17 protein-coding genes and 1 pseudogene are annotated in these 18,757 nt (G+C 41.5%); 7 read left to right on the forward strand and 11 right to left on the reverse strand.

The annotated features are described in order from the left end of the window. Window positions 1-53: 53 nt before the first annotated feature. Both ACE1CI_RS09975 and ACE1CI_RS09980 read right to left on the reverse strand, forming a co-directional pair. Window positions 54-407: a type II toxin-antitoxin system PemK/MazF family toxin gene (locus tag ACE1CI_RS09975; protein ID WP_413266520.1), complete on the reverse strand. Its 354-nt coding sequence runs from the start codon at window positions 405-407 to the stop codon at window positions 54-56. Next, window positions 388-591 (reverse strand): hypothetical protein, encoded by a 204-nt coding sequence (locus ACE1CI_RS09980; protein ID WP_413266521.1) that lies wholly within the window; start codon window positions 589-591, stop codon window positions 388-390. The genes ACE1CI_RS09975 and ACE1CI_RS09980 overlap by 20 nt, the downstream gene beginning before the upstream one ends. A gap of 121 nt (window positions 592-712) precedes the next feature. Between ACE1CI_RS09980 and ACE1CI_RS09985 the strand changes: the two genes are divergently transcribed. Beyond that, a complete protein-coding gene (locus ACE1CI_RS09985; protein WP_413266522.1) occupies window positions 713-901 on the forward strand; it encodes a hypothetical protein in 189 nt (62 codons plus the stop codon). An 81-nt stretch (window positions 902-982) separates the two neighbouring features. Beyond that, a complete protein-coding gene (locus ACE1CI_RS09990) occupies window positions 983-1,426 on the forward strand; it encodes a GNAT family N-acetyltransferase (RefSeq protein ID WP_413266523.1) in 444 nt (147 codons plus the stop codon). A 28-nt stretch (window positions 1,427-1,454) separates the two neighbouring features. Here the strand turns inward: ACE1CI_RS09990 and ACE1CI_RS09995 are convergent, their stop codons facing one another. The 5 genes from ACE1CI_RS09995 to ACE1CI_RS10015 form a co-directional block, all read right to left on the reverse strand. Beyond that, window positions 1,455-3,614 (reverse strand): cysteine peptidase family C39 domain-containing protein, encoded by a 2,160-nt coding sequence (locus ACE1CI_RS09995; protein WP_496615377.1) that lies wholly within the window; start codon window positions 3,612-3,614, stop codon window positions 1,455-1,457. Between the two features lie 197 nt (window positions 3,615-3,811). Beyond that, window positions 3,812-3,949 (reverse strand): hypothetical protein, encoded by a 138-nt coding sequence (locus tag ACE1CI_RS10000; RefSeq protein WP_413266525.1) that lies wholly within the window; start codon window positions 3,947-3,949, stop codon window positions 3,812-3,814. Between the two features lie 117 nt (window positions 3,950-4,066). Further along, window positions 4,067-4,201, reverse strand: coding sequence for a hypothetical protein (locus ACE1CI_RS10005; protein WP_496615378.1), 135 nt, complete (start codon window positions 4,199-4,201; stop codon window positions 4,067-4,069). A gap of 117 nt (window positions 4,202-4,318) precedes the next feature. Next, a complete protein-coding gene (locus ACE1CI_RS10010; RefSeq protein WP_413266526.1) occupies window positions 4,319-4,453 on the reverse strand; it encodes a hypothetical protein in 135 nt (44 codons plus the stop codon). A gap of 117 nt (window positions 4,454-4,570) precedes the next feature. Then, a complete protein-coding gene (locus tag ACE1CI_RS10015) occupies window positions 4,571-4,705 on the reverse strand; it encodes a hypothetical protein (protein WP_413266526.1) in 135 nt (44 codons plus the stop codon). 208 nt (window positions 4,706-4,913) lie between these two features. Here ACE1CI_RS10015 and ACE1CI_RS10020 point away from each other — a divergent pair, with 208 nt between their 5' ends. After that, window positions 4,914-6,380 carry a beta-barrel domain-containing protein gene (locus ACE1CI_RS10020; RefSeq protein WP_413266527.1) on the forward strand — a complete coding sequence of 489 codons (1,467 nt, stop codon included), beginning with the start codon at window positions 4,914-4,916 and terminating at the stop codon, window positions 6,378-6,380. Between the two features lie 351 nt (window positions 6,381-6,731). Here the strand turns inward: ACE1CI_RS10020 and ACE1CI_RS10025 are convergent, their stop codons facing one another. Together ACE1CI_RS10025 and labA are read right to left on the reverse strand one after the other, a co-directional pair. Then, on the reverse strand, window positions 6,732-8,351 hold the full coding sequence (locus tag ACE1CI_RS10025) for a 2-isopropylmalate synthase (RefSeq protein ID WP_413266528.1): 1,620 nt from the start codon (window positions 8,349-8,351) through the stop codon (window positions 6,732-6,734). Between the two features lie 182 nt (window positions 8,352-8,533). Next, a complete protein-coding gene (labA, locus tag ACE1CI_RS10030; RefSeq protein ID WP_413266529.1) occupies window positions 8,534-9,052 on the reverse strand; it encodes a low amplitude/bright protein LabA in 519 nt (172 codons plus the stop codon). A gap of 1,226 nt (window positions 9,053-10,278) precedes the next feature. On the opposite strand from labA, the gene ACE1CI_RS10035 reads away from it, so the two are divergent. From ACE1CI_RS10035 to ACE1CI_RS10045, 3 genes are all read left to right on the forward strand, one after another. Next, window positions 10,279-12,774 carry a CHASE2 domain-containing protein gene (locus tag ACE1CI_RS10035; protein ID WP_413266530.1) on the forward strand — a complete coding sequence of 832 codons (2,496 nt, stop codon included), beginning with the start codon at window positions 10,279-10,281 and terminating at the stop codon, window positions 12,772-12,774. A gap of 920 nt (window positions 12,775-13,694) precedes the next feature. Beyond that, window positions 13,695-14,708 carry a hypothetical protein gene (locus ACE1CI_RS10040; protein WP_496615620.1) on the forward strand — a complete coding sequence of 338 codons (1,014 nt, stop codon included), beginning with the start codon at window positions 13,695-13,697 and terminating at the stop codon, window positions 14,706-14,708. A 477-nt stretch (window positions 14,709-15,185) separates the two neighbouring features. Next, on the forward strand, window positions 15,186-15,326 hold the full coding sequence (locus ACE1CI_RS10045) for a hypothetical protein (protein ID WP_496615621.1): 141 nt from the start codon (window positions 15,186-15,188) through the stop codon (window positions 15,324-15,326). Between the two features lie 41 nt (window positions 15,327-15,367). On the opposite strand, the pseudogene ACE1CI_RS10050 reads toward ACE1CI_RS10045, so the two are convergent. Then, window positions 15,368-15,742, reverse strand: a pseudogene (locus ACE1CI_RS10050) (FecR family protein); the annotation flags it as partial. 195 nt (window positions 15,743-15,937) lie between these two features. Between ACE1CI_RS10050 and ACE1CI_RS10055 the strand changes: the two are divergent. Beyond that, on the forward strand, window positions 15,938-17,173 hold the full coding sequence (locus tag ACE1CI_RS10055; protein ID WP_413262822.1) for a hypothetical protein: 1,236 nt from the start codon (window positions 15,938-15,940) through the stop codon (window positions 17,171-17,173). Here ACE1CI_RS10055 and ACE1CI_RS10060 read toward each other — a convergent pair. Beyond that, window positions 17,154-17,990 carry a sulfurtransferase gene (locus tag ACE1CI_RS10060; protein WP_413262823.1) on the reverse strand — a complete coding sequence of 279 codons (837 nt, stop codon included), beginning with the start codon at window positions 17,988-17,990 and terminating at the stop codon, window positions 17,154-17,156. The two genes, ACE1CI_RS10055 and ACE1CI_RS10060, sit on opposite strands and share 20 nt — an antisense overlap. Between the last annotated feature and the right edge of the window lie 767 nt (window positions 17,991-18,757).

Here is an 18,757-nt window from a genome sequence, read left to right on the forward strand (position 1 = left end):
GATGGTTGGATTACATAGTTGAATTTTACCAGAAGGGAAAAGTCGATCGCAGTCTATAATTCCAAAGCTACTCTTAAACAATTATTCACCTCATTCATAGCTTCAGGCGAAAGACATCCTAGTTTTCTCACAATCATCTGCTTATTTAATGTAAAAATTGACTCGCAGCGAACTACAGAATCAACTCTGATACCAGCAGTAGAAATTTCATCTCCAGTTATCAAATATTGCGTTGCTGTCAGAGAACGATTAGTATTAGAAGTACAAGCGACAATCATTACATCATCAAGAATTTGGTTAAGCCGAAGTGCTGAAATAATTACAGCAGGGCGAAGCTTAAACTCTTGAAGCTGAGTTGATGGCATTGGTACTTGACACAAAACCACATCACCGCGCTGTAAGTTCATTAGCAAAAAGTTCGTCATAAATATCATTTTCAGCGCTTAACCAATCTTGATAAGCCTGAGATACAGGTATTGGTTGAGCAGCATTTTTTTGTTTTTTTAAGGAAACAGCTAAATCTAACAACGCTGATAATTCCTCATCTGAAAGTTGCTCGATCGCACTTAGCAGTTCTTGACGAATATTCATAATATTACCTGTCGCTGGTTATATTTTAATATATAGTGTTAGCGATCGCACTTCCGATCGAATTTAATCAAGATGAACTAGCATATATTTTATAGACGTTTGCTCAAGGAAAGTTTAAATTATGTCAGATACTACTGTAAAAAATAAAGTTCTGAAGGCGGTGGAGGAAATGTCACCAGACGTTACTTTTGAAGAAGTGATGGAACGCCTTTACTTTTTGTACAAAGTTGAACAAGGTTTAAAGCAAGTCGAGACGGGTGATATTATTTCCCATGTAGAAGCTAAAAAGCGAATTAAGAAATGGCAATAATAAACTGCACAACTATAAGCGCAATCGCCCGCTACCAAAATCAGACAAGAAAAATCTTATTCCACTTTTTCTTAAGCAAAAATGAATGAAGAGTTAAAAAACCGATTTTCCATCAGCACAGACAAAGGTAAATTGAACCTAGAAACAATTCACAACTTCCTAAAAAACTCCTATTGGGCGCAAAACATTCCTTTATCAGTTGTCGAAAAATGTATTAACAACTCTTTCTGTTTTGGGGTTTATGAAGGTGATAAACAAGTTGGGTTTGCTAGATTAATTACAGATTATGCGACTTTTGCTTATTTTTCCGATGTGTTTATTTTAGAAGAATATCGCGGTTTAGGTTTGGGTAAATGGTTAGTTGAAACCATGTTGCAGCATCCCGAATTACAAGGTTTGCGGCGATGGTTGTTAGCGACAAAAGATGCACAGGAACTTTATCGACAATTTGGGTTTCAAGAGGTGAAAAGTTCTGATTCTTTTGCGTTTATGGAGATTTTTCGAGGGGATGTTTATACAATTTAGCCTATAGCTATTCATCAAATTAAGACAATCACGAGTTTAAAAATTTTAAATGTTCACCCTTAATTTTGAGTAAATCATCCAAGCTTCCTTGTAATTTTAACTGACTTTCTTCTAAATAAATAATCTCATCTGCTCTACAATTAACACTAGGACGATGACTAATCATAATAGTTGTTTTCCCTTGACGATACTCTAATAATTCATCTAATAAATTTTCCTCGCTAATGGGATCTAATCCTGATGTTGATTCATCTAAAATTAAAATCGGAGGATTATTAACAAGCGCCCTAGCTATGGCTAATCTTTGTCTTTGACCTCCTGATAAATTTGCCCCAAATTCGCCTAATACGGTAAAATATTTGTCAGGTAGTTTATCAATGAATTTATCTGCTTGGGCAAATTGACAAGCTTTGACGATCTCTTCAAAAGTCACATGAGGTGATCCGATTCGGAAATTTTCAATGATACTCCGACTCCAAAACTGCGCTTCTTGTGGGACTAAAATCACTTGTTTTCTGATACATTCTAAACTTAAATTTTGTAAATTATAAGCACCTACTCTAATCGTTCCTCCCTGCAATTCATATAATCCCGCAAGCAGTTTTACTAAGGTACTTTTTCCACAACCAGATTCCCCGATCAGTGCGGTGATTTTTCCCCCTTTAATATTCACATTAAAATCTTTAAATAAATCTAATCTTCCCGCATGATGATATAATATATTTTCACAGTAAATCTGGTCATCGTTTTTAAATGTCACCCATTCTTTATGATGATCATTATCGGTTTCTGAAGGATAATCAATGACGGAAAAAATTCGTTCAATTATAGTTCTTACTCTAATAAGTTCAGTAATTAAACCAACTATTGCCGTCATAAAAACAGTAAAATTAACATTCATGCTATTAAATGCTAATAGTTGTCCAATCGTTAATTCTTTACTAATAACTAAGGTACTCCCAAACCAAAGTAAGGCGATTCCGCCAATACTAGAAATAATTTGAGAAGAATTTAGATTAGTAATTCCTATTTGTCCAATTTTAAATTCCAAATTTGCTAATCGACCAAATCGACTTTGTAAATCTTCCCACAGTTGAGGTTCAGCGGTAGTTGTTTTCAGCGTAATCGCACCTTTAAAACTTTCGATTAATACCCCATGAAGTTCTCCTTCTAATACCAGAATATCCTTGATTTTTCTGATTAAAGAAATCCTAAATATTAAAGGTGAAATCCCTGTCAATAAAGTAATAAATAAGATTACCAAAGTTAACTTAACACTATAAAATACCATTAAAACAAAAGAAATAATGGCAGTAAAAGATTGAGTTAAAATTTTCACAAGGATTTGCGAAACAAAAAAGTTAATTTCTTGAATATCTTTTAAACGACTTACTACTTCGCCGCTGCGATGAGTTTCATAATAATACAGAGGTAATCTTAAGATTTTTAATCCAAATTGTTTCACTAAGTTTAATTGTAACCGATTGGAAAATTGAATGGTTAAATTAGCTTGAATTATGCCTAATCCTCCACTAACTAAGTTCATAATAATAATGGCTATGGTTATTCCTCTCAAAATTTTTTCTTCTCCTCTAATTAATACATCATCGGTTAATATTTGAATTAGAAAGGGTGATGTTAAGGCTAAAACACCCATAACAATATTAATTAATAATACTTCAAACAGAATCGATTTATAAGGCGCAAATCGCTTAAATAATCTACCAATTCCCTCTATTTTATCGTCTGGTTGTTCAGCAAAACGTACTGGATCTGGTTGTAATAAAAGTGTGATAAATCCTGACCAACTTTCCGCTAATTCTTCACGAGTTACATAACGCATACCCACACCGGGATCTGCAATAATATATTTTTTGCCTTTTTGTCCATATAAAACGACATAATGATAACCTTTCCAGTAAATAATTGCGGGTAAAGGTGCATTTTTCATTTGATCTAATATTTGCGGTTGCGCTCTGGTGGAACGAGCATCAAATCCCAAATTTTCTGCACCCCTTCTTAAACCTGTTAATGTTGTTCCTAATTGACCCGTACCAACTGCTTCTCTAATCCGATTAATACTAAAATTTTTTTGATAATATTTAACAATTGTGGCTAAACAAGCTGCTCCGCAATCTTCTTCGCTGTGTTGTAAGACAATGGGATATTGTTTCATATTGAATAACATATAAATATGTTATTTTAACATAGCGAGATAACCAATAATTTATACTTGTAATAAAATTTAAAATTTAGCAAATTAACCTCGCTATTTCATTTTTTTAGTCGCTTTAGCAGAAGTCTGCTAAAGCGACTAAATATTAATTGACTAGCAAAAATTCAAACTCGTAGGGCTTTTTGCAATTGTTTGTGACAGAAATTTAACTAGCGTGCTGATATTCTACCGCCACGTACAAACACTTCTTCTTCAGCAGTGATATTAGTGAATAAAGAATTATTACGAATGTCTTTGCTGGTTTTGTCAGTGTTGTTGGTGGTAGCGGTGTTGTTAATTGCTTTCATGGTGTTATCCTCTTTATAGGTTGATTTTTTGGGATGTAATTTGAGATTGGGTGAAGCAGAACCGCAGGGTAAAGTTAATAGATAACCCTTGGTATGACAGAAATTTAACTAGGCTGCTTATCTGAAGCTGCGACCGCCACGTACAAACACTTCTTCTTCAGCAGTGATATTAGTGAATAAAGAATTATTACGAATGTCTTTGCTGGTTTTGTCGGTGTTGTTGGTGGTAGCGGTGTTGTTAATTGCTTTCATGGTGTTATCCTCTTTATAGGTTGATTTTTTGGGATGTAATTTGAGATTGGGTGAAGCAGAACCGCAGGGTAAAGTTAATAGATAACCCTTGGTATGACAGAAATTTAACTAGGCTGCTTATCTGAGGCTGCGACCGCCGCTTACAAACACTTCTTGTTCAGCAGTGATATTAGTGAATAAAGAATTATTACGAATGTCTTTGCTGGTTTTGTCGGTGTTGTTGGTGGTAGCGGTGTTGTTAATTGCTTTCATGGTGTTATCCTCTTTATAGGTTGATTTTTTGGGATGTAATTTGAGATTGGGTGAAGCAGAACCGCAGGGTAAAGTTAATAGATAACCCTTGGTATGACAGAAATTTAACTAGGCTGCTTATCTGAGGCTGCGACCGCCGCTTACAAACACTTCTTGTTCAGCCGTGATATTAGTGAATAAAGAATTATTACGAATGTCTTTGCTGGTTTTGTCGGTGTTGTTGGTGGTAGCGGTGTTGTTAATTGCTTTCATGTTTGTGTCCTGGGATGAGATATACTTTGTGTTTCCTTATGTTTAAAAACATAATTTATAAAAAAATAAATATCAATTGTGGCTTCCACTGAATTTTTTCCTAATCATGTCTTGACAAAACCTCATAAACCACTTTATTTGATAAAATTTTCGTGAATCTTTCTCCTGAAAGCCTTACCAATATTGAATTGCTGGAAATTCCGCAATTATGCTGAAAAACCCTAATCCTGATTTTCTGCCCGTCTCTCAAGAGGATGAATTTCTACCTCCTGTGAGTGGCTGGACAATTTTTGGCGGTCTATTTTTAGTGGGGACAGTCGCCATAGCCTTTAGTGTATCTGCTTTTACACCCTTACCCGTCACCGTGAAAGCCACAGGACTGGTGCGCCCTAACGGGGGGGTGAAACTGGTACAAGCACCCAGCGATGGGACTGTGATTGGGATTGATGTGAAAGAAAATGAAACTGTAACTCAAGGAAAACCTTTAGTTACTTTGGATGCTTCTCGTTTTAGCACTCGCCAAGTCCAACTTCAGGGGAGCGTAGAACAAAATTTGCAACAATTACAACAGGTTTCAGAGCAATTAAGGAATTTAAACCTACAACTGAATGCAGAAGAAGAAAGAATGAAAAGAGCTATAGCTTCTGCTGAGGCGGATTTTCTGCGGATGGAAAAAGAGTATAACGAACGGCGTTTAACTGTGCAAGCTCAAGTGAATGAAGCCAGAGCGAATTTGCAAGTTGCTGAGGAAGAATGGCAAAAAGCTCAAAGCGATATTAAAGCTTCTGAAGCTTCTTTACGCGCTAGTCAATCTGCTTTAAAAAGTGCTCAACAAAAACGCGATCGCTATCAAAAAATAGGAGAATCTGCGTTAGGCAAAAATCAAATTGAAGAAGTTCAATCAGCTGTTGAACAGCAACAGGAATCGGTAGCAGAACATACCGCATTATTACAAAGTCAAAAACTAACTGTAATGCGTCAATTAAAAGCTGTAGAATCTGCCAAAGCTAAGTTACAATCTGTCTTAGCCACTCTTAATCCTAGCGATGGTTTGGTGACAATGGCAAAAGAAAAAATCGCTCAAGAAAAAGCCGCAGGAGAAGCGAGTTTAGCGCAGTTAAATCAGGAAAAAAATAGTTTATTACAACGCAAAAGTGAACTCGAAAATCAATTAGGAAGTGAACGTCAAGAATTATTACAAGTGCAACGAGAAATCAATAAAAGTGTTGTTTCTGCACCAATATCAGGAGTGATTCTTAAATTAAATTTGCGGAATCCGAATCAAACTGTCCGCATGGGAGAAGAAATTGCCCAAATTGCTCCTAGTGATACTCCTTTAGTGATTAAAGCTAAAGTTTCTACTGAGGATATCGGTAAAGTGAAAATTGGACAAAAATCACAAATGCGGGTGAGTGCTTATCCTTACCCTGATTATGGAATTTTACAAGGAACAGTAATAACGATTTCTCCTGATGCTATTATCCCACAAAATACAGGAGCTAATCCTATTCCTCCTTACTATGAAGTAACGATTCAACCGGAGCAATTATATTTAAAAGACAATCCCAAAAATGCTTTACAATCGGGAATGGAAATCCAGGCTGATATTATTGCTAAAAATGAAACTGTGTTGAAGTTTATTTTACGGAAAGCAAGGTTATTCACTGATTTGTAATATATTCTGATGTTTTTTTAGATCGATCGCACCACTAAAACATAATTCAAAACCCTCCATTCACCCAACAAAAAAGCTACATCTACATCCGCGTTCATCTGCATTCATCTGCGTACTAAAAATTGGAGTTTAGACTAAATAGCCTTTTTAGCGGGTTTTAGTTCTCCCGGACTCTACCAATAGAGTTTTTATCTACCAAATATCCTCTACTGGTAGCGTCCGGGAGAATTAGTCTAAACTCCAGTAAAAAAGAACTCAGGCAAAAACAGATAACTTACATCTACCATCTGTGGTCAAAAAAAAGCACGAAAGGAAACCTCCCTTCGTGCTCAAAAATTAACCTTTCAAAACCTAAACAGAAGCAGCAGCAGAAGTATTTCCCTCAGCTTTCCCCACTTCCTCCTGCTTTTTCAACGCCGCATAAAGACGATTCAAAGCATTAATATATGCTTGAGCAGAAGCGACAATAATATCAGTATTTGCCGAATGACCAGAGAAAATTCTTTCGCCATACTTCAACCGAATCGTCACTTCCCCGATCGCATCAATACCCGCAGTCACCGACTGAACAGAAAACTCAATTAACTGATTTGGCACATTTACCACCCGGTTAATTGCCTTATAAACCGCATCAACAGGGCCAGTACCGATCGCCGCATCAGTCAACTCTTTACCTTCAGGAGTTCTCAAAGTTACCGTTGCCGTTGGACAAGCATTACTACCACAAGAAACCTGCACCAATTCTACTCGGAAAAGGTCAGGTGCTTGCTGAATTTCATCATTAACAATTGCTTCCAAATCCCAATCAGAAATCTCTTTCTTTTTGTCAGCAACTTCCTTAAATCTGATGAAAGCTTTGTTTAAATCGCCTTCGGAAATTTCAAATCCCAACTCTTTCAACCGCGCCCCAAAAGCATGACGACCGGAATGTTTACCCAAGACAATTTGATTGTTATTCAAACCAATCAATTGGGCATCCATAATTTCGTATGTGAGTTTATTTTTCAAAACTCCATCTTGGTGAATGCCAGATTCATGGGCAAAAGCATTCGCCCCAACGATCGCTTTATTCGGTTGTACCAACATCCCAGTTAAATTAGAAACTAACCGCGATGTTTTGTAAATTTGCTGAGTGTCAATATTAGTTAATGGTGCTTCCGAATCTACTGGACGACCCAAGTAAGGATTGTAATATTGTCTCCTGACATGAAGCGCCATGACTAACTCTTCCAAAGCAGCATTTCCCGCCCGTTCGCCAATACCATTAATGGTGCATTCTAATTGTCTGGCACCATTTTTTACTGCTTCCAAAAAGTTAGCAACTGCCAAACCTAAATCGTTGTGTCCGTGAACGGAAATAATCGCTTTGTCGATGTTGGGAACGTTATCTTTAATCCCCTTAATTATCGCCCCAAATTCAGCGGGTGTAGTGTAACCAACCGTATCAGGAATATTAACTGTTGTTGCGCCAGCTGCGATCGCCACCTCCAACACCTGATACAAAAATTCTGGATCGCTTCGTCCTGCATCTTCCGGGGAGAATTCCACATCATCCACAAAGGATTTCGCATAAGCAACCATTTCTTCGGCAATTGCTAAAACTTCCGATCGCGTCTTTTTCAACTTGTATTGCAAGTGAATATCAGAAGTAGCAATAAAAGTGTGAATGCGAGGTTTTGCCGCAGGTTTTAAAGCTTCCGCAGCAGTTTGAATATCCTTTTTCACCGCCCTAGCTAAACTACAAATAGTCGGCCCATCTTCTGTACCTACCGTTTGGGCAATGCGATTTACCGCCTCAAAATCTCCCGGACTCGCTACCGCAAATCCTGCTTCAATAATATCCACTCCCAAACGTGCTAATTGCTTGGCAATCAACAATTTTTCATCCACGTTTAAAGTCGCGCCGGGGCACTGTTCGCCATCGCGCAAAGTGGTATCGAAGATAATAATTCGATCGGGTTTCGTGTTCATTTTCTTCAGCCTCCTGTAACTGAAAATTAGTAAAAGTTAAAACTTTTTCATCACTTATCATTTGCGAATAAGTAATAGGTAACTGACTTTTGGCAATCTACCATTCACCAATTACCTAATAGCTTTTTAACCATTTTTTCTTGACCTAGAGGTAACATCTATTACCAATTAGCGTCCCAACATTAATAATCTATTTTCTCAATGTGTGCGCGAATATCATTTAGGTCGATGTATCTATCTGTGGCATTACGTAATTCTCTAGCAATCATTCCTTCAGTAGAAACTACTGTGATATGAGTATTTTTTGAGCGGAGAAGTTCGATCGCTCTTTCAAAATCTCCATCTCCACTAAATAAAACCACTTGATCGTATTGATCGACGGTATTGAACATATCAACAACGATTTCTATATCTAAATTAGCCTTTTGTGAATATCTACCAGAACTATCGTCGTAATACTCTTTAAGAATCTTAGTCCGAACTGTGTAACCTAAACTAATTAACGCATCCCTGAATCCTCTTTGATCTTGCGGATCTTTTAATCCTGTATACCAAAAAGCATTGATTAGATTTATATCTGGATCGTTAGTGAAATACTGCAAAACACGACGGGGATCGAAAAACCAACCATTTTTTTGTTGGGCGTAGAACATATTGTTCCCGTCTACAAAAATAGAAAGACGGTTCTTGGAATTAGCCATAGAAACTTACTGCTAAAATTTGTAGAAAACTATTTAAGTGGAATACTCAATTATAGCAACTCTGCCTAACCAAAGTTAATAAGAAGTCTTTTACTAGCTAGTCAAACCTTTATTTATACTTCTTCAAGCTTAGAAATTGTCTATATAATCGAGCTTCAAACGAGCGGATTGACTTCCATAGAGTGCGCTAGGGACTGTTCATCCTATTTTCACTCTACTTTACTAAATTTATTGAGTTGATTGCTTTTTAGCCTCCATCTTAGTCCATATTTTCCTCCCCCAGTAAATTTACTGAATTTTGTTTTATCTCTAGCCTAGCTCTATGAGAGCCGAATCACCTGGGATCACCTGTTTTAGCATTTTAACTCTGAGAAGCTAATTCTACTAACTAGGCTACTTGACAAAAAATATATTTTACCTACTTGTTTAACCTGAAGGGTAAGTTAGTCGTTTTCCATCAGTTACTTCCTCTTAACATTTCTAAGTAATACTAGCCTAGCGATGTTTCACCACAACTACAGGTTTGTGTATGTAGTCAGGTTAGGACAGAAGGTGTACCAAGGTCAAGAAGCCAAACTATTCATTTCTAAGTATGACAGGAGGGATATAAGTTAAGTTTCCACTGCTATTGGCTTTTATGACTATCCTATCTGAGTCTGAAATTATGTAACTATTTAAGTTACTTTTTGGACTATTTCAGTGGGGCTTCACTAATTTAAGTAAACGTCGATACTAGAAAATTAGTTACACTGCTGTTCTAATTTTGAGTTATCATTAAAATTTTTAATTGCTAGTTGGTTATATTTACCACATTCTCTTAATGTTGCAATAAATTTAAGTTTTATGTCCGATAATCAAACTGATACTACAATCAATCAGGAGAAAACAAATTGCCAGGATTCCGGTTCGATAAATTCCCGATCGCCACAAGTTATCCCGGTCTTTTGTATAAAAACATACAAAAATTTTAGCAAAGGATATTGAAGATAAACTTCCGATCGCAGTTATACTAGGCAGAGAGTTAATTTTTCTAAAGATCTGGGAACAAAATCCAGAAATTACCTTTTGCTCATCACAGCCAAAAAGTTGGATTAGTTAAGTGAAGCAAAATATACCTGTGGTAATAAAGAACTAAAGAGCCAAGTAGCTATTCTAAATAAGGAATAAACAAATAAAATTGGAAACTTACAGATAATAAATACTCAACTCAAGATGAGAGGTAAGATATGCCATTAAAACCAACCGTAGCCTCCAGTAAGTTAGATAAGTCTACTACAGAACTTCCCTCAGTAAAAAGCAAATTAACTAGCTCCAAATCCAGAGGTAAACCTTTGCAGACTAATCGTTTTCATCGTTGGGGTAATATAGTTGCCGGAGTGTGGGTTATAGCAGCAGCGATCGCCACAGGAATGAACCCGCAAGTAGTGCAGAAAGTTGAAAACGAAATGCAAAACCTATTTTTTCAACTGCGAGGGCCAATTGCTCCACCTGATAACATTGTGATTTTAGCGATCGACAATGACACATTATCAATTCCCAAACAACTATATCAAATTAATCCCAAAGATAATGCTAGTTTAGAACCATTACAAGGCTTTCCCTTCAAAAGAACAGCTTATGCACAAGTAATAGATAAACTAATGGCTGCTGGGGCAAAATCTGTAGCTGTAGATATAGAATTTGTTGATCCTAGCAGTTATGGAGCAGCAGACGATCGCCGCTTGCAACAAACATTACAGCGCTTTGCAGGTCGGATTACTTTACCAGTAGCTTACGATGAATACAACACTCCTACCGGAGTACAAGTACAACTAATAGAACCATTACCACTATTACAAACAAATCCAATTTCTCTGGGTTCAATTAATTATTTATTAGAGCCAAATGGGAAAATTCATCGTTTTACTAACGCCTATCGTCAGAAATTAGCAGCAAATTATCAACACCAGCTACAAGCAACTGACAACCTGAAATTAAAGAAAGCTGGGTTTGATTTTGCCGAAGCAACATTACAAGCTGCGAAAATAAATTATCCGCCAGCCAAAGGCGATCGCATAAATTTCTTCGGTTCCAAAGGCACATTTAAACAAATATCCTTTTGGCAAGTATTAGACCCAAGAGAAGGGAAAAAAATCCTTCAGGAATTTAAAGACAAAATTGTATTAATTGGAGCCACTGATCCCAGCTTAAAAGATTTTTATCCCACAGCATTTTGTTCAGAAATGCCTGGAGTAGAAATTCATGCCAATGCGATCGCCACCTTGCAGCAAGGAACAGCCCTCGCCAAAGCAATTTCCAATAGATTTATCGAAGCAATAGTTGTACTAATAGGAATTGGTGGAGCAGCGATAATACTCAAAAAACAAAAAAATAATACCAGTAGACTAAGCTACACAATAGGCATCGCCATTGCCTGGGGAAGTATTAGTTATATTGCCTTTATTCACGGGTACAAAATATTACCTACAGCTGTGCCAATGATGGCGATCGTCCTCACCGGGATTAGCTATTCAACAACCACAGCAGCCCAAGAAAAAGTTAAAAAACTCTTACTCCATCAAACCTTAAAGCGATATGCAATTTCACCGATCGTCAAACAAATTATCAGCCAACAAGACGATCTAGCCGACCTACTTCCCATAAAAGACCTAGAATCATCCAGCAAAAAAATTGGTGGTCGCTACGAAATCATTAAAATATTGGGTTCAGGAGGATTTGGCGAAACCTACATAGCCCAAGACACCCAGCGACCAGGCAATCCCTTATGTGTAGTCAAACAACTTAAACCAGACATTCATAACCCCAAACATTTAGACCTAGCTAAACGTTTATTTCCGCGAGAAGCAGAAACCTTAGAAAGGCTAGGTAAACATGACCAAATTCCCCAACTTTTAGCTTACTTTGAAGAAAATGAAGAATTTTACCTAGTCCAAGAATTTATTGATGGACATTCCTTAGAAGACGAATTACCACAAGGTAAGCAAGTTCCCGAAGGCGAAGTCATCAATATGTTAAAAGAGCTCTTAACGGTATTAGAATTCGTCCATAATAACGGAGTTATTCACCGAGACATTAAACCCAACAACATAATTAGACGACACTCAGATCAGAAATTAGTCCTCATTGATTTCGGTGCAGTCAAACAAATTAGCACTCAAGTACTAAACAGTGAAGGCTCAACTCGCTTCACAGTCGCCATTGGTACACAAGGATATGCACCATCAGAACAATGTAGCGGTAGACCAAGACCAAACAGCGACATCTACGCATTAGGAATGACCGCAATTAAAGCCCTCACAGGAGTATCTCCTACACAATTAATTCAAGACCCAAAAACAGGAGAAATCTTGTGGACACATAAAGTGCAAATTAGCCCAGAACTAGCAGCTATAGTCAGCAAAATGGTGTGTTACGATTTTAATCAAAGGTATCAGACCGCAACAGAAGTAATAGAAGATCTTTTAGAGTTAACCAACTCTCCTAATCATGCTTTGCCTGCAACAAAAAATACACCAGAAAAAACAGATTACCTAGAATTAAACCTTCCTACGAGAAACTGGTCAGAAGCTTCACTGGAAATCACAGATGCTTCAGAACAGGAAATAGATACCAAAAACTGGACAAATGATTCGTTAGATATGACAGATTTTTCAGAAATTAATACTCCCACAAAAAACTGGTCTGTCGAATCTCAAACGTTTTCCCTACCGCCTAACAATTAAATTATCACTAATCAGAAAAACTATTTCTGAAAAACTGGTAAACGCCAATAGCTTTTCTGATAACAAAATAAATTAAAGTCCACTAAAGCGCCGATTCAGTATTCAAGATAACCTGGAAAACAGGGTTTCTATGATTACTAAATCGGCGTTTTAGTGCAGCACATCGTAACTAGACCAACCACACACACCAGCTTAAGGGTGTAATCAAAAGTCAGTAGACCGAAAAGCGATCTGTAAAGGCAGGTGTAGGGGGTAGGGGTTAGGGGGAATGGGTGTAGGGAACAAATATTGGACAATGCGATCGATTTGTTTCCCCTTTTGAGTCCGACTCTTTTCCCTACCCCCTACCCCCAGGGCTGATTCATTGTCATCAAATAAAATTAAACAGACAAGGGGACTCTTGGGACTCTTGGGACTCTTGGGATGAGAGGCAAGTTGATTTTTCCTTTGTTTGCAACATCTCTCCTACACAAATCAATTTCTCTGTTGACCATGAATTAGCCCTGCCCCTACCCCCTAACCCCTACACCCCACTTTCATCAATAACTTTGTGATCTACTGAAAGTATTTGGTTAAGACTGACACGGGGGCACAGAGAAGTTTTTGGGAAATCGCCAACGGGTTTTAACCCGTTAACTTAAGCCTCTGGCCGTGGCGGTGGCGCAGGCGGTGGTGGCGCAGGCGGTGGTGGCGCAGGCGGCGGTGGTGCAGGCGGTGGTGGCGCAGGCGGTGGTGGCGCAGGCGGTGGTGGCGCAGGCGGTGGTGGCGCAGGCGGTGGTGGTGCAGGCGGCGGTGGCGCAGGCGGCGGTGGCGCAGGCGGTGGTGGCGCAGGCGGTGGTGGTGCAGGCGGCGGTGGCGCAGGCGGCGGTGGCGCAGGCGGCGGTGGCGCAGGCGGCGGTGGCAGAGGCGGCGGTGGTTCTATGGGTGGCGCAGGCGGCGGTGGCGCAGGCGGCGGTGGCGCAGGCGGCGGTGGCGCAGGCGGCGGTGGCGCAGGCGGTGGTGGCGCAGGCGGCGGTGGTTCTATGGGTGGCGCAGGCGGCGGTGGCGCAGGCGGCGGTGGTTCTATGGGTGGCGCAGGCGGTGGTGGCGCAGGCGGCGGTGGTTCTATGGGTGGCGCAGGCGGTGGTGGCGCAGGCGGCGGTGGTTCTATGGGTGGCGCAGGCGGCGGTGGCGCAGGCGGCGGTGGTTCTATGGGTGGCGCAGGCGGCGGTGGCGCAGGCGGCGGTGGCGCAGGCGGCGGTGGCGCAGGCGGTGGTGGCGCAGGCGGTGGTGGCAGAGGCGGCGGTGGCGCAGGCGGTGGTGGCAGAGGCGGCGGTGGCGCAGGCGGCGGTGGCGCAGGCGGCGGTGGCGCAGGCGGCGGTGGCGCAGGCGGCGGTGGCGCAGGCGGTGGTGGCGCAGGCGGTGGTGGCAGAGGCGGCGGTGGCGCAGGCGGCGGTGGCGCAGGCGGCGGTGGCGCAGGCGGCGGTGGCGCAGGCGGCGGTGGCGCAGGCGGTGGTGGCGCAGGCGGTGGTGGCAGAGGCGGCGGTGGCGCAGGCGGCGGTGGCAGAGGCGGTGGTGGCGCAGGCGGTGGTGGCGCAGGCGGCGGTGGCGCAGGCGGTGGTGGCGCAGGCGGCGGTGGCGCAGGCGGTGGTGGCGCAGGCGGTGGTGGCGCAGGCGGTGGTGGCGCAGGCGGTGGTGGCAGAGGCGGTGGTGGCGCAGGCGGTGGTGGCAGAGGCGGTGGTGGCAGAGGCGGCGGTGGCGCAGGCGGTGGTGGCAGAGGCGGTGGTGGCGCAGGCGGTGGTGGCAGAGGCGGTGGTGGCGCAGGCGGCGGTGGCGCAGGCGGCGGTGGCGCAGGCGGCGGTGGCGCAGGCGGCGGTGGCGCAGGCGGCGGTGGTGGTTCTACGGGTGGCGCAGGCGGCGGTGGTGCAGGCGGGGGTGGCGCAGGCGGTGATTGATTAAACAAAACCTCCCCAGCTTCAACGGGAGGGAATGATTCTAAAGGATTTCTATCTATAGGCGAATTGTTTGGTAAAGGCGGATTCGGTTGAGGGAGGATAATTTTAGATTCATCAAAGGCTAGTGACAGATCGCAATTTGAGGTATTCCCGGAACTAGCAGCAGGAGAAAAAGAAATTTGTAATTGGAAAGACTCATCTACTGCTCGGCTTTCCTGCTTTCCCGCAACGCCAGAAGCAGCGCATCGCAGCACAACTTGGTATGGGTTTGATATATTTGTGCGAAGGCGGACAAAAGCTGGAGTTTCTAGAATACCTTTACCAGTTATAGGAGGCTGAGCAGCTAAAGCTGTGGAAGTTTCAGCTTGAACTTGTGTTCTAGCGGGATCGGTTGCAACTTGGTTTGTTAATTCAGTTAGATTGAGACCTCTGGTTAATTCACTGGTTTCATAAAAAGTTTTTAGATCAAAATCATATATGCCTGTAATTCTGTCTTTTTCGATGACTGCTAACTGTCCGGCTCGCAGTCCTTCTCGTTGTGAGCCACTTTGGTTAAATACTTCTATGTTGCTATCTGTGAGAGCGCCTACGATCGTAGTATTGGTATCAGGAATGTAGCGCACAAATAAGGCAGAGCCTCGAATTCCTGCTCTAGCGTTAGGCGTTCGCACGCGAGTTTCGCCCCGCCCAGGCGGAATCAGCAGCAACATCGTACCGTTGTTCAGCCGAAAAGTACGGGTATTGGGTAAAAACAAAAATACTGCTTGTTGACCAATGCGGGCTAAAGAACCATCATCGAAGCGTAATTCTGCTAAAGATTCTGGCCCTGTTGCCAGGGAATCTCCCGGACTGACTCGATCGTATATTCTGGCAGGTCGCCCTCCTTGATTTTGCGGAATCAGCCGCACTAAATTACGTATACTTTCAACAATGGCTCTGGTTAAGGGCGTTTGAGCACGTACCGCCTTGGGTAGTGAGAAGGCTATAATGCCCCATAAAATTACGCCCACAAGCAGAATTAACTTTTGAGACATGGATCTACCTCAGCAAGAAAACCCGTACCATCGTAATTGGAATAGCCGCTTTAAGCCCATACTACAAAGATAAGGTCTTTAGTGTCTGGCTTGATTTCACTTTTGGGTAAATGGAATCAACCATTTAAGCGTCATTCCTTTAGTTAGATTCAGGTGTTGATACTAATTTAATCCAACTTTGTGGGTGGTTTTAGGTTGAGAATTAATTCTAAATCAGTATTCCGCTGTCAATCTCTTTCCGGGAGTACCATTATTAGCAAGCTAAAAGTTTCTTTACAGCACTATTTAGAACCACTGCGGCAACCTAAAGAAAGTCTTTTTTTCTGGTTGTTTTTACTGTCTAGTGGTGTAGCTTGTTTGACTTGGGATTTGAATGCTGCTGTCGCTAGTCCAGGCACTTTGGAAAGAGAGTCTTTTGCTCCTGATTTTTCCGGGGAAAGTTTACGTCATCTGGCTCCTAATTTACCACTGATTTCTGAAGAAAAAACTGTTTTGGATTCGGTAAGTAAGTCCGCAGCAGATTTGCAAATTCCAGGTTTAGCGGTAAACCTTGATGGTGTGGTGACTGTCGAAAGTTTAGCAGTGGATGATATTCCACCAAATAATCTGCCTGATTCTGATTCTTCTGTGGCTCAAACGGAAACACAATCAACACCAGAGAATGTAGAGATCGATCCCGATTTAGGTAGGTTGCGGTTGCGGTTACAAAGGGTTCCGCCTACGGAACGCCAACCTGTTTTATATTTTGTGCCTACGCTAAATTTTTCCCGCAGTAATAATCCTTTTTTTAGTATCGATCCGGTTACGGATTCACAGTTTTCCCCTGGATTGCTGTTTTGGTCAACGCCAAAGATTGGTGAGAGGACTTGGTTAAGTTTTTCTTTGGATGGGAACTTGACTCGTTATTTTAAGGAGTCTCAGTTTGATTATAATTTGGTGCGGTTTAAAACGGGTGTTCGTCAACAGTTAAATTCTCGGATGACTGGGGAAGTTGGTTGGTATAATCAACAGCTGTTTCGGACTAATGGCGATCGCTTTTTGCAGGAAAATTTCTTCTATTTGTGGTTATCACGACGCGATTTTCTCTCTCCAAAATTAGAGCTATTTTCTTATTATAATGTGGCTCTGGATTTGGCTGACCCGGACGATCGCAGTCGGTTAACTCACTTTTTAACTCTCTCTTTAGGTTACTATGTTCGCCCAACTTTCCAAGTCGGTGTTGAATACCAATTTTTCCTCTCTGACTACACGAAAGTACAGCGTCTAGATTATTTTAGTCGCTTTCTGGGTCGGGTGACTTACAGTATAAATCGCCAGAACCAATTAATTTTTAAGTTTGGCTTTAGTACGGGAGATTCTTCGGAGAATTTCTTGAATTACAATGATTGGTTATTTAATCTCACTTACAGCATCACATTTCCGATTTATTAAGATAGGAACACCAATCACTCCAACTACCTGCGTAAAGTTTGGCTGTTTTAATTCCGGCTATTTCTAATGAGAGTAAGTTGACGCAAGCTGTCACGCCAGAACCGCAATAAACAATAATTTCTTCGGCGTTTTCTACATCTGACCATCGGCTTTTTTGTGCTTCTGGTGGTTTGGCGTTTCCTTGTTCGTCTGTGACTTCTTGCCAAGGGTAGTTTACGGCACCAGGAATATGTCCGGCGATCGGATCTATTGGTTCTTTTTCCCCTCGGTAACGTTCGCCTTCTCGCGAGTCAACTAAAACAACTTCGGGTAAATCTTTGCGGCTTTTAACTGTTTCAATATCGACCACTATTGGCGATCGCAAATTCACCACAAATTTCCCCGGTTTACCAGTTGGGATCGCATCTGACACCGGATAATTACCATTCACCCAAGACTTCCACCCACCATCTAACAAAGCTACTTTGTCATGTCCCATATAGCGCAATAACCACCATAAACGCGCCGCAAAACCAAACCGAGAATCATCATAAGCAACAACTAAAGTTTCCTGACAATTGATGCCAATTGCTGCTAACTTTTGGGCTAATTTTTCTATGTTAGGTAACGGATGTCTTCCCCCATGTTCTCCCACTGGCGAAGAAAGGTCTTGATTCAAATCAAGATAGAATGCACCAGCAATATGACTAGTTTGATATTGTTTGCGTCCTAATTCTGGATCGGCTAACGAAAAACGACAATCAACAATGATAACTTGGGGGTCTTCCAGATGTTCAGATAGCCATTGGGGAGAAACAATTAAAGGAGTGTCAGACATTGGCGATACTTTGGCTGGATTTCAGGAGAAAATTAGCTGATTAAAGTATATTGGCTGCAACTAGAGTTGGCAAGCGGGGTGGGTTCGCAGCGGGTAAAGTGGGATGGGGGAAAAGCGATCGCTTAACTCTGAAAGTCAAAGGTTAAGATAAAATCGAAAATCAAGTGCGATTCGTTCCTGCCAAAATGGAAGGTTAATGAACCGAAGTGCAAGCAGGGTAAAGGCTCTCAGTTATTCGTAAAAACTGAAACAAACCTTTAACAACTTAGTAACCGTAGCGGTGAAATTCCGCTCTCGCTAGATGCAGGCGATGACAGCATATCCCACCCTGGGGAGACTGAGTATCAAGCTAGGAAAGCTGGGAAAGTAAGGCGGTATATCGGAACCTGACCCGATAAACCCCGTCACGCACAGTTAGTCATGGTTAGTAAGCGAACTTCTTACAGAACCATCGTCACGATTTACAAGCCTAAGCAGGTTATCGGCTTGCCCAAAAGGAAAAGGGAAAACCCTGCCCAGAAGGGACGGGCATTGGACATTAAATTTACTATTTTAATGTTAAAGCATAACAGATTTTGATTTCTGTTAAGTCTGCATCCAAAATAGCCCCGGTGGAAAAGAAGAACCTAAAAACTAACGTCAAACGGTAACTAGGAACGAAGTAACTCAATGTGTTCTCTTATGGTAGGTCGATACCATAAGCAGTCACTCAGGCGCAAGACACATTGAATGGGATTGCCTAAGAAGCAAATGCTCCTGGTAATGCG

The sequence above is a fragment of the Floridaenema flaviceps BLCC-F50 genome (assembly GCF_041929275.2).
GTDB lineage: Bacteria > Cyanobacteriota > Cyanobacteriia > Cyanobacteriales > Aerosakkonemataceae > Floridanema > Floridanema flaviceps.

Excerpts from the sequence above, each read along its gene's own strand:
- ACE1CI_RS09975 (WP_413266520.1), bottom strand. The coding sequence starts at position 407 with ATGAACTTACAGCGCGGTGATGTGGTTTTGTGTCAAGTACCAATGCCA.
- ACE1CI_RS09980 (WP_413266521.1), bottom strand. The coding sequence starts at position 591 with ATGAATATTCGTCAAGAACTGCTAAGTGCGATCGAGCAACTTTCAGAT.
- ACE1CI_RS09985 (WP_413266522.1), top strand. The coding sequence starts at position 713 with ATGTCAGATACTACTGTAAAAAATAAAGTTCTGAAGGCGGTGGAGGAA.
- ACE1CI_RS09990 (WP_413266523.1), top strand. The coding sequence starts at position 983 with ATGAATGAAGAGTTAAAAAACCGATTTTCCATCAGCACAGACAAAGGT.
- ACE1CI_RS09995 (WP_496615377.1), bottom strand. The coding sequence starts at position 3,614 with ATGTTATTCAATATGAAACAATATCCCATTGTCTTACAACACAGCGAA.
- ACE1CI_RS10000 (WP_413266525.1), bottom strand. The coding sequence starts at position 3,949 with ATGAAAGCAATTAACAACACCGCTACCACCAACAACACTGACAAAACC.
- ACE1CI_RS10005 (WP_496615378.1), bottom strand. The coding sequence starts at position 4,201 with ATGAAAGCAATTAACAACACCGCTACCACCAACAACACCGACAAAACC.
- ACE1CI_RS10010 (WP_413266526.1), bottom strand. The coding sequence starts at position 4,453 with ATGAAAGCAATTAACAACACCGCTACCACCAACAACACCGACAAAACC.
- ACE1CI_RS10015 (WP_413266526.1), bottom strand. The coding sequence starts at position 4,705 with ATGAAAGCAATTAACAACACCGCTACCACCAACAACACCGACAAAACC.
- ACE1CI_RS10020 (WP_413266527.1), top strand. The coding sequence starts at position 4,914 with ATGCTGAAAAACCCTAATCCTGATTTTCTGCCCGTCTCTCAAGAGGAT.
- ACE1CI_RS10025 (WP_413266528.1), bottom strand. The coding sequence starts at position 8,351 with ATGAACACGAAACCCGATCGAATTATTATCTTCGATACCACTTTGCGC.
- labA (WP_413266529.1), bottom strand. The coding sequence starts at position 9,052 with ATGGCTAATTCCAAGAACCGTCTTTCTATTTTTGTAGACGGGAACAAT.
- ACE1CI_RS10035 (WP_413266530.1), top strand. The coding sequence starts at position 10,279 with ATGCCATTAAAACCAACCGTAGCCTCCAGTAAGTTAGATAAGTCTACT.
- ACE1CI_RS10040 (WP_496615620.1), top strand. The coding sequence starts at position 13,695 with ATGGGTGGCGCAGGCGGCGGTGGCGCAGGCGGCGGTGGCGCAGGCGGC.
- ACE1CI_RS10045 (WP_496615621.1), top strand. The coding sequence starts at position 15,186 with ATGCCTGTAATTCTGTCTTTTTCGATGACTGCTAACTGTCCGGCTCGC.
- ACE1CI_RS10060 (WP_413262823.1), bottom strand. The coding sequence starts at position 17,990 with ATGTCTGACACTCCTTTAATTGTTTCTCCCCAATGGCTATCTGAACAT.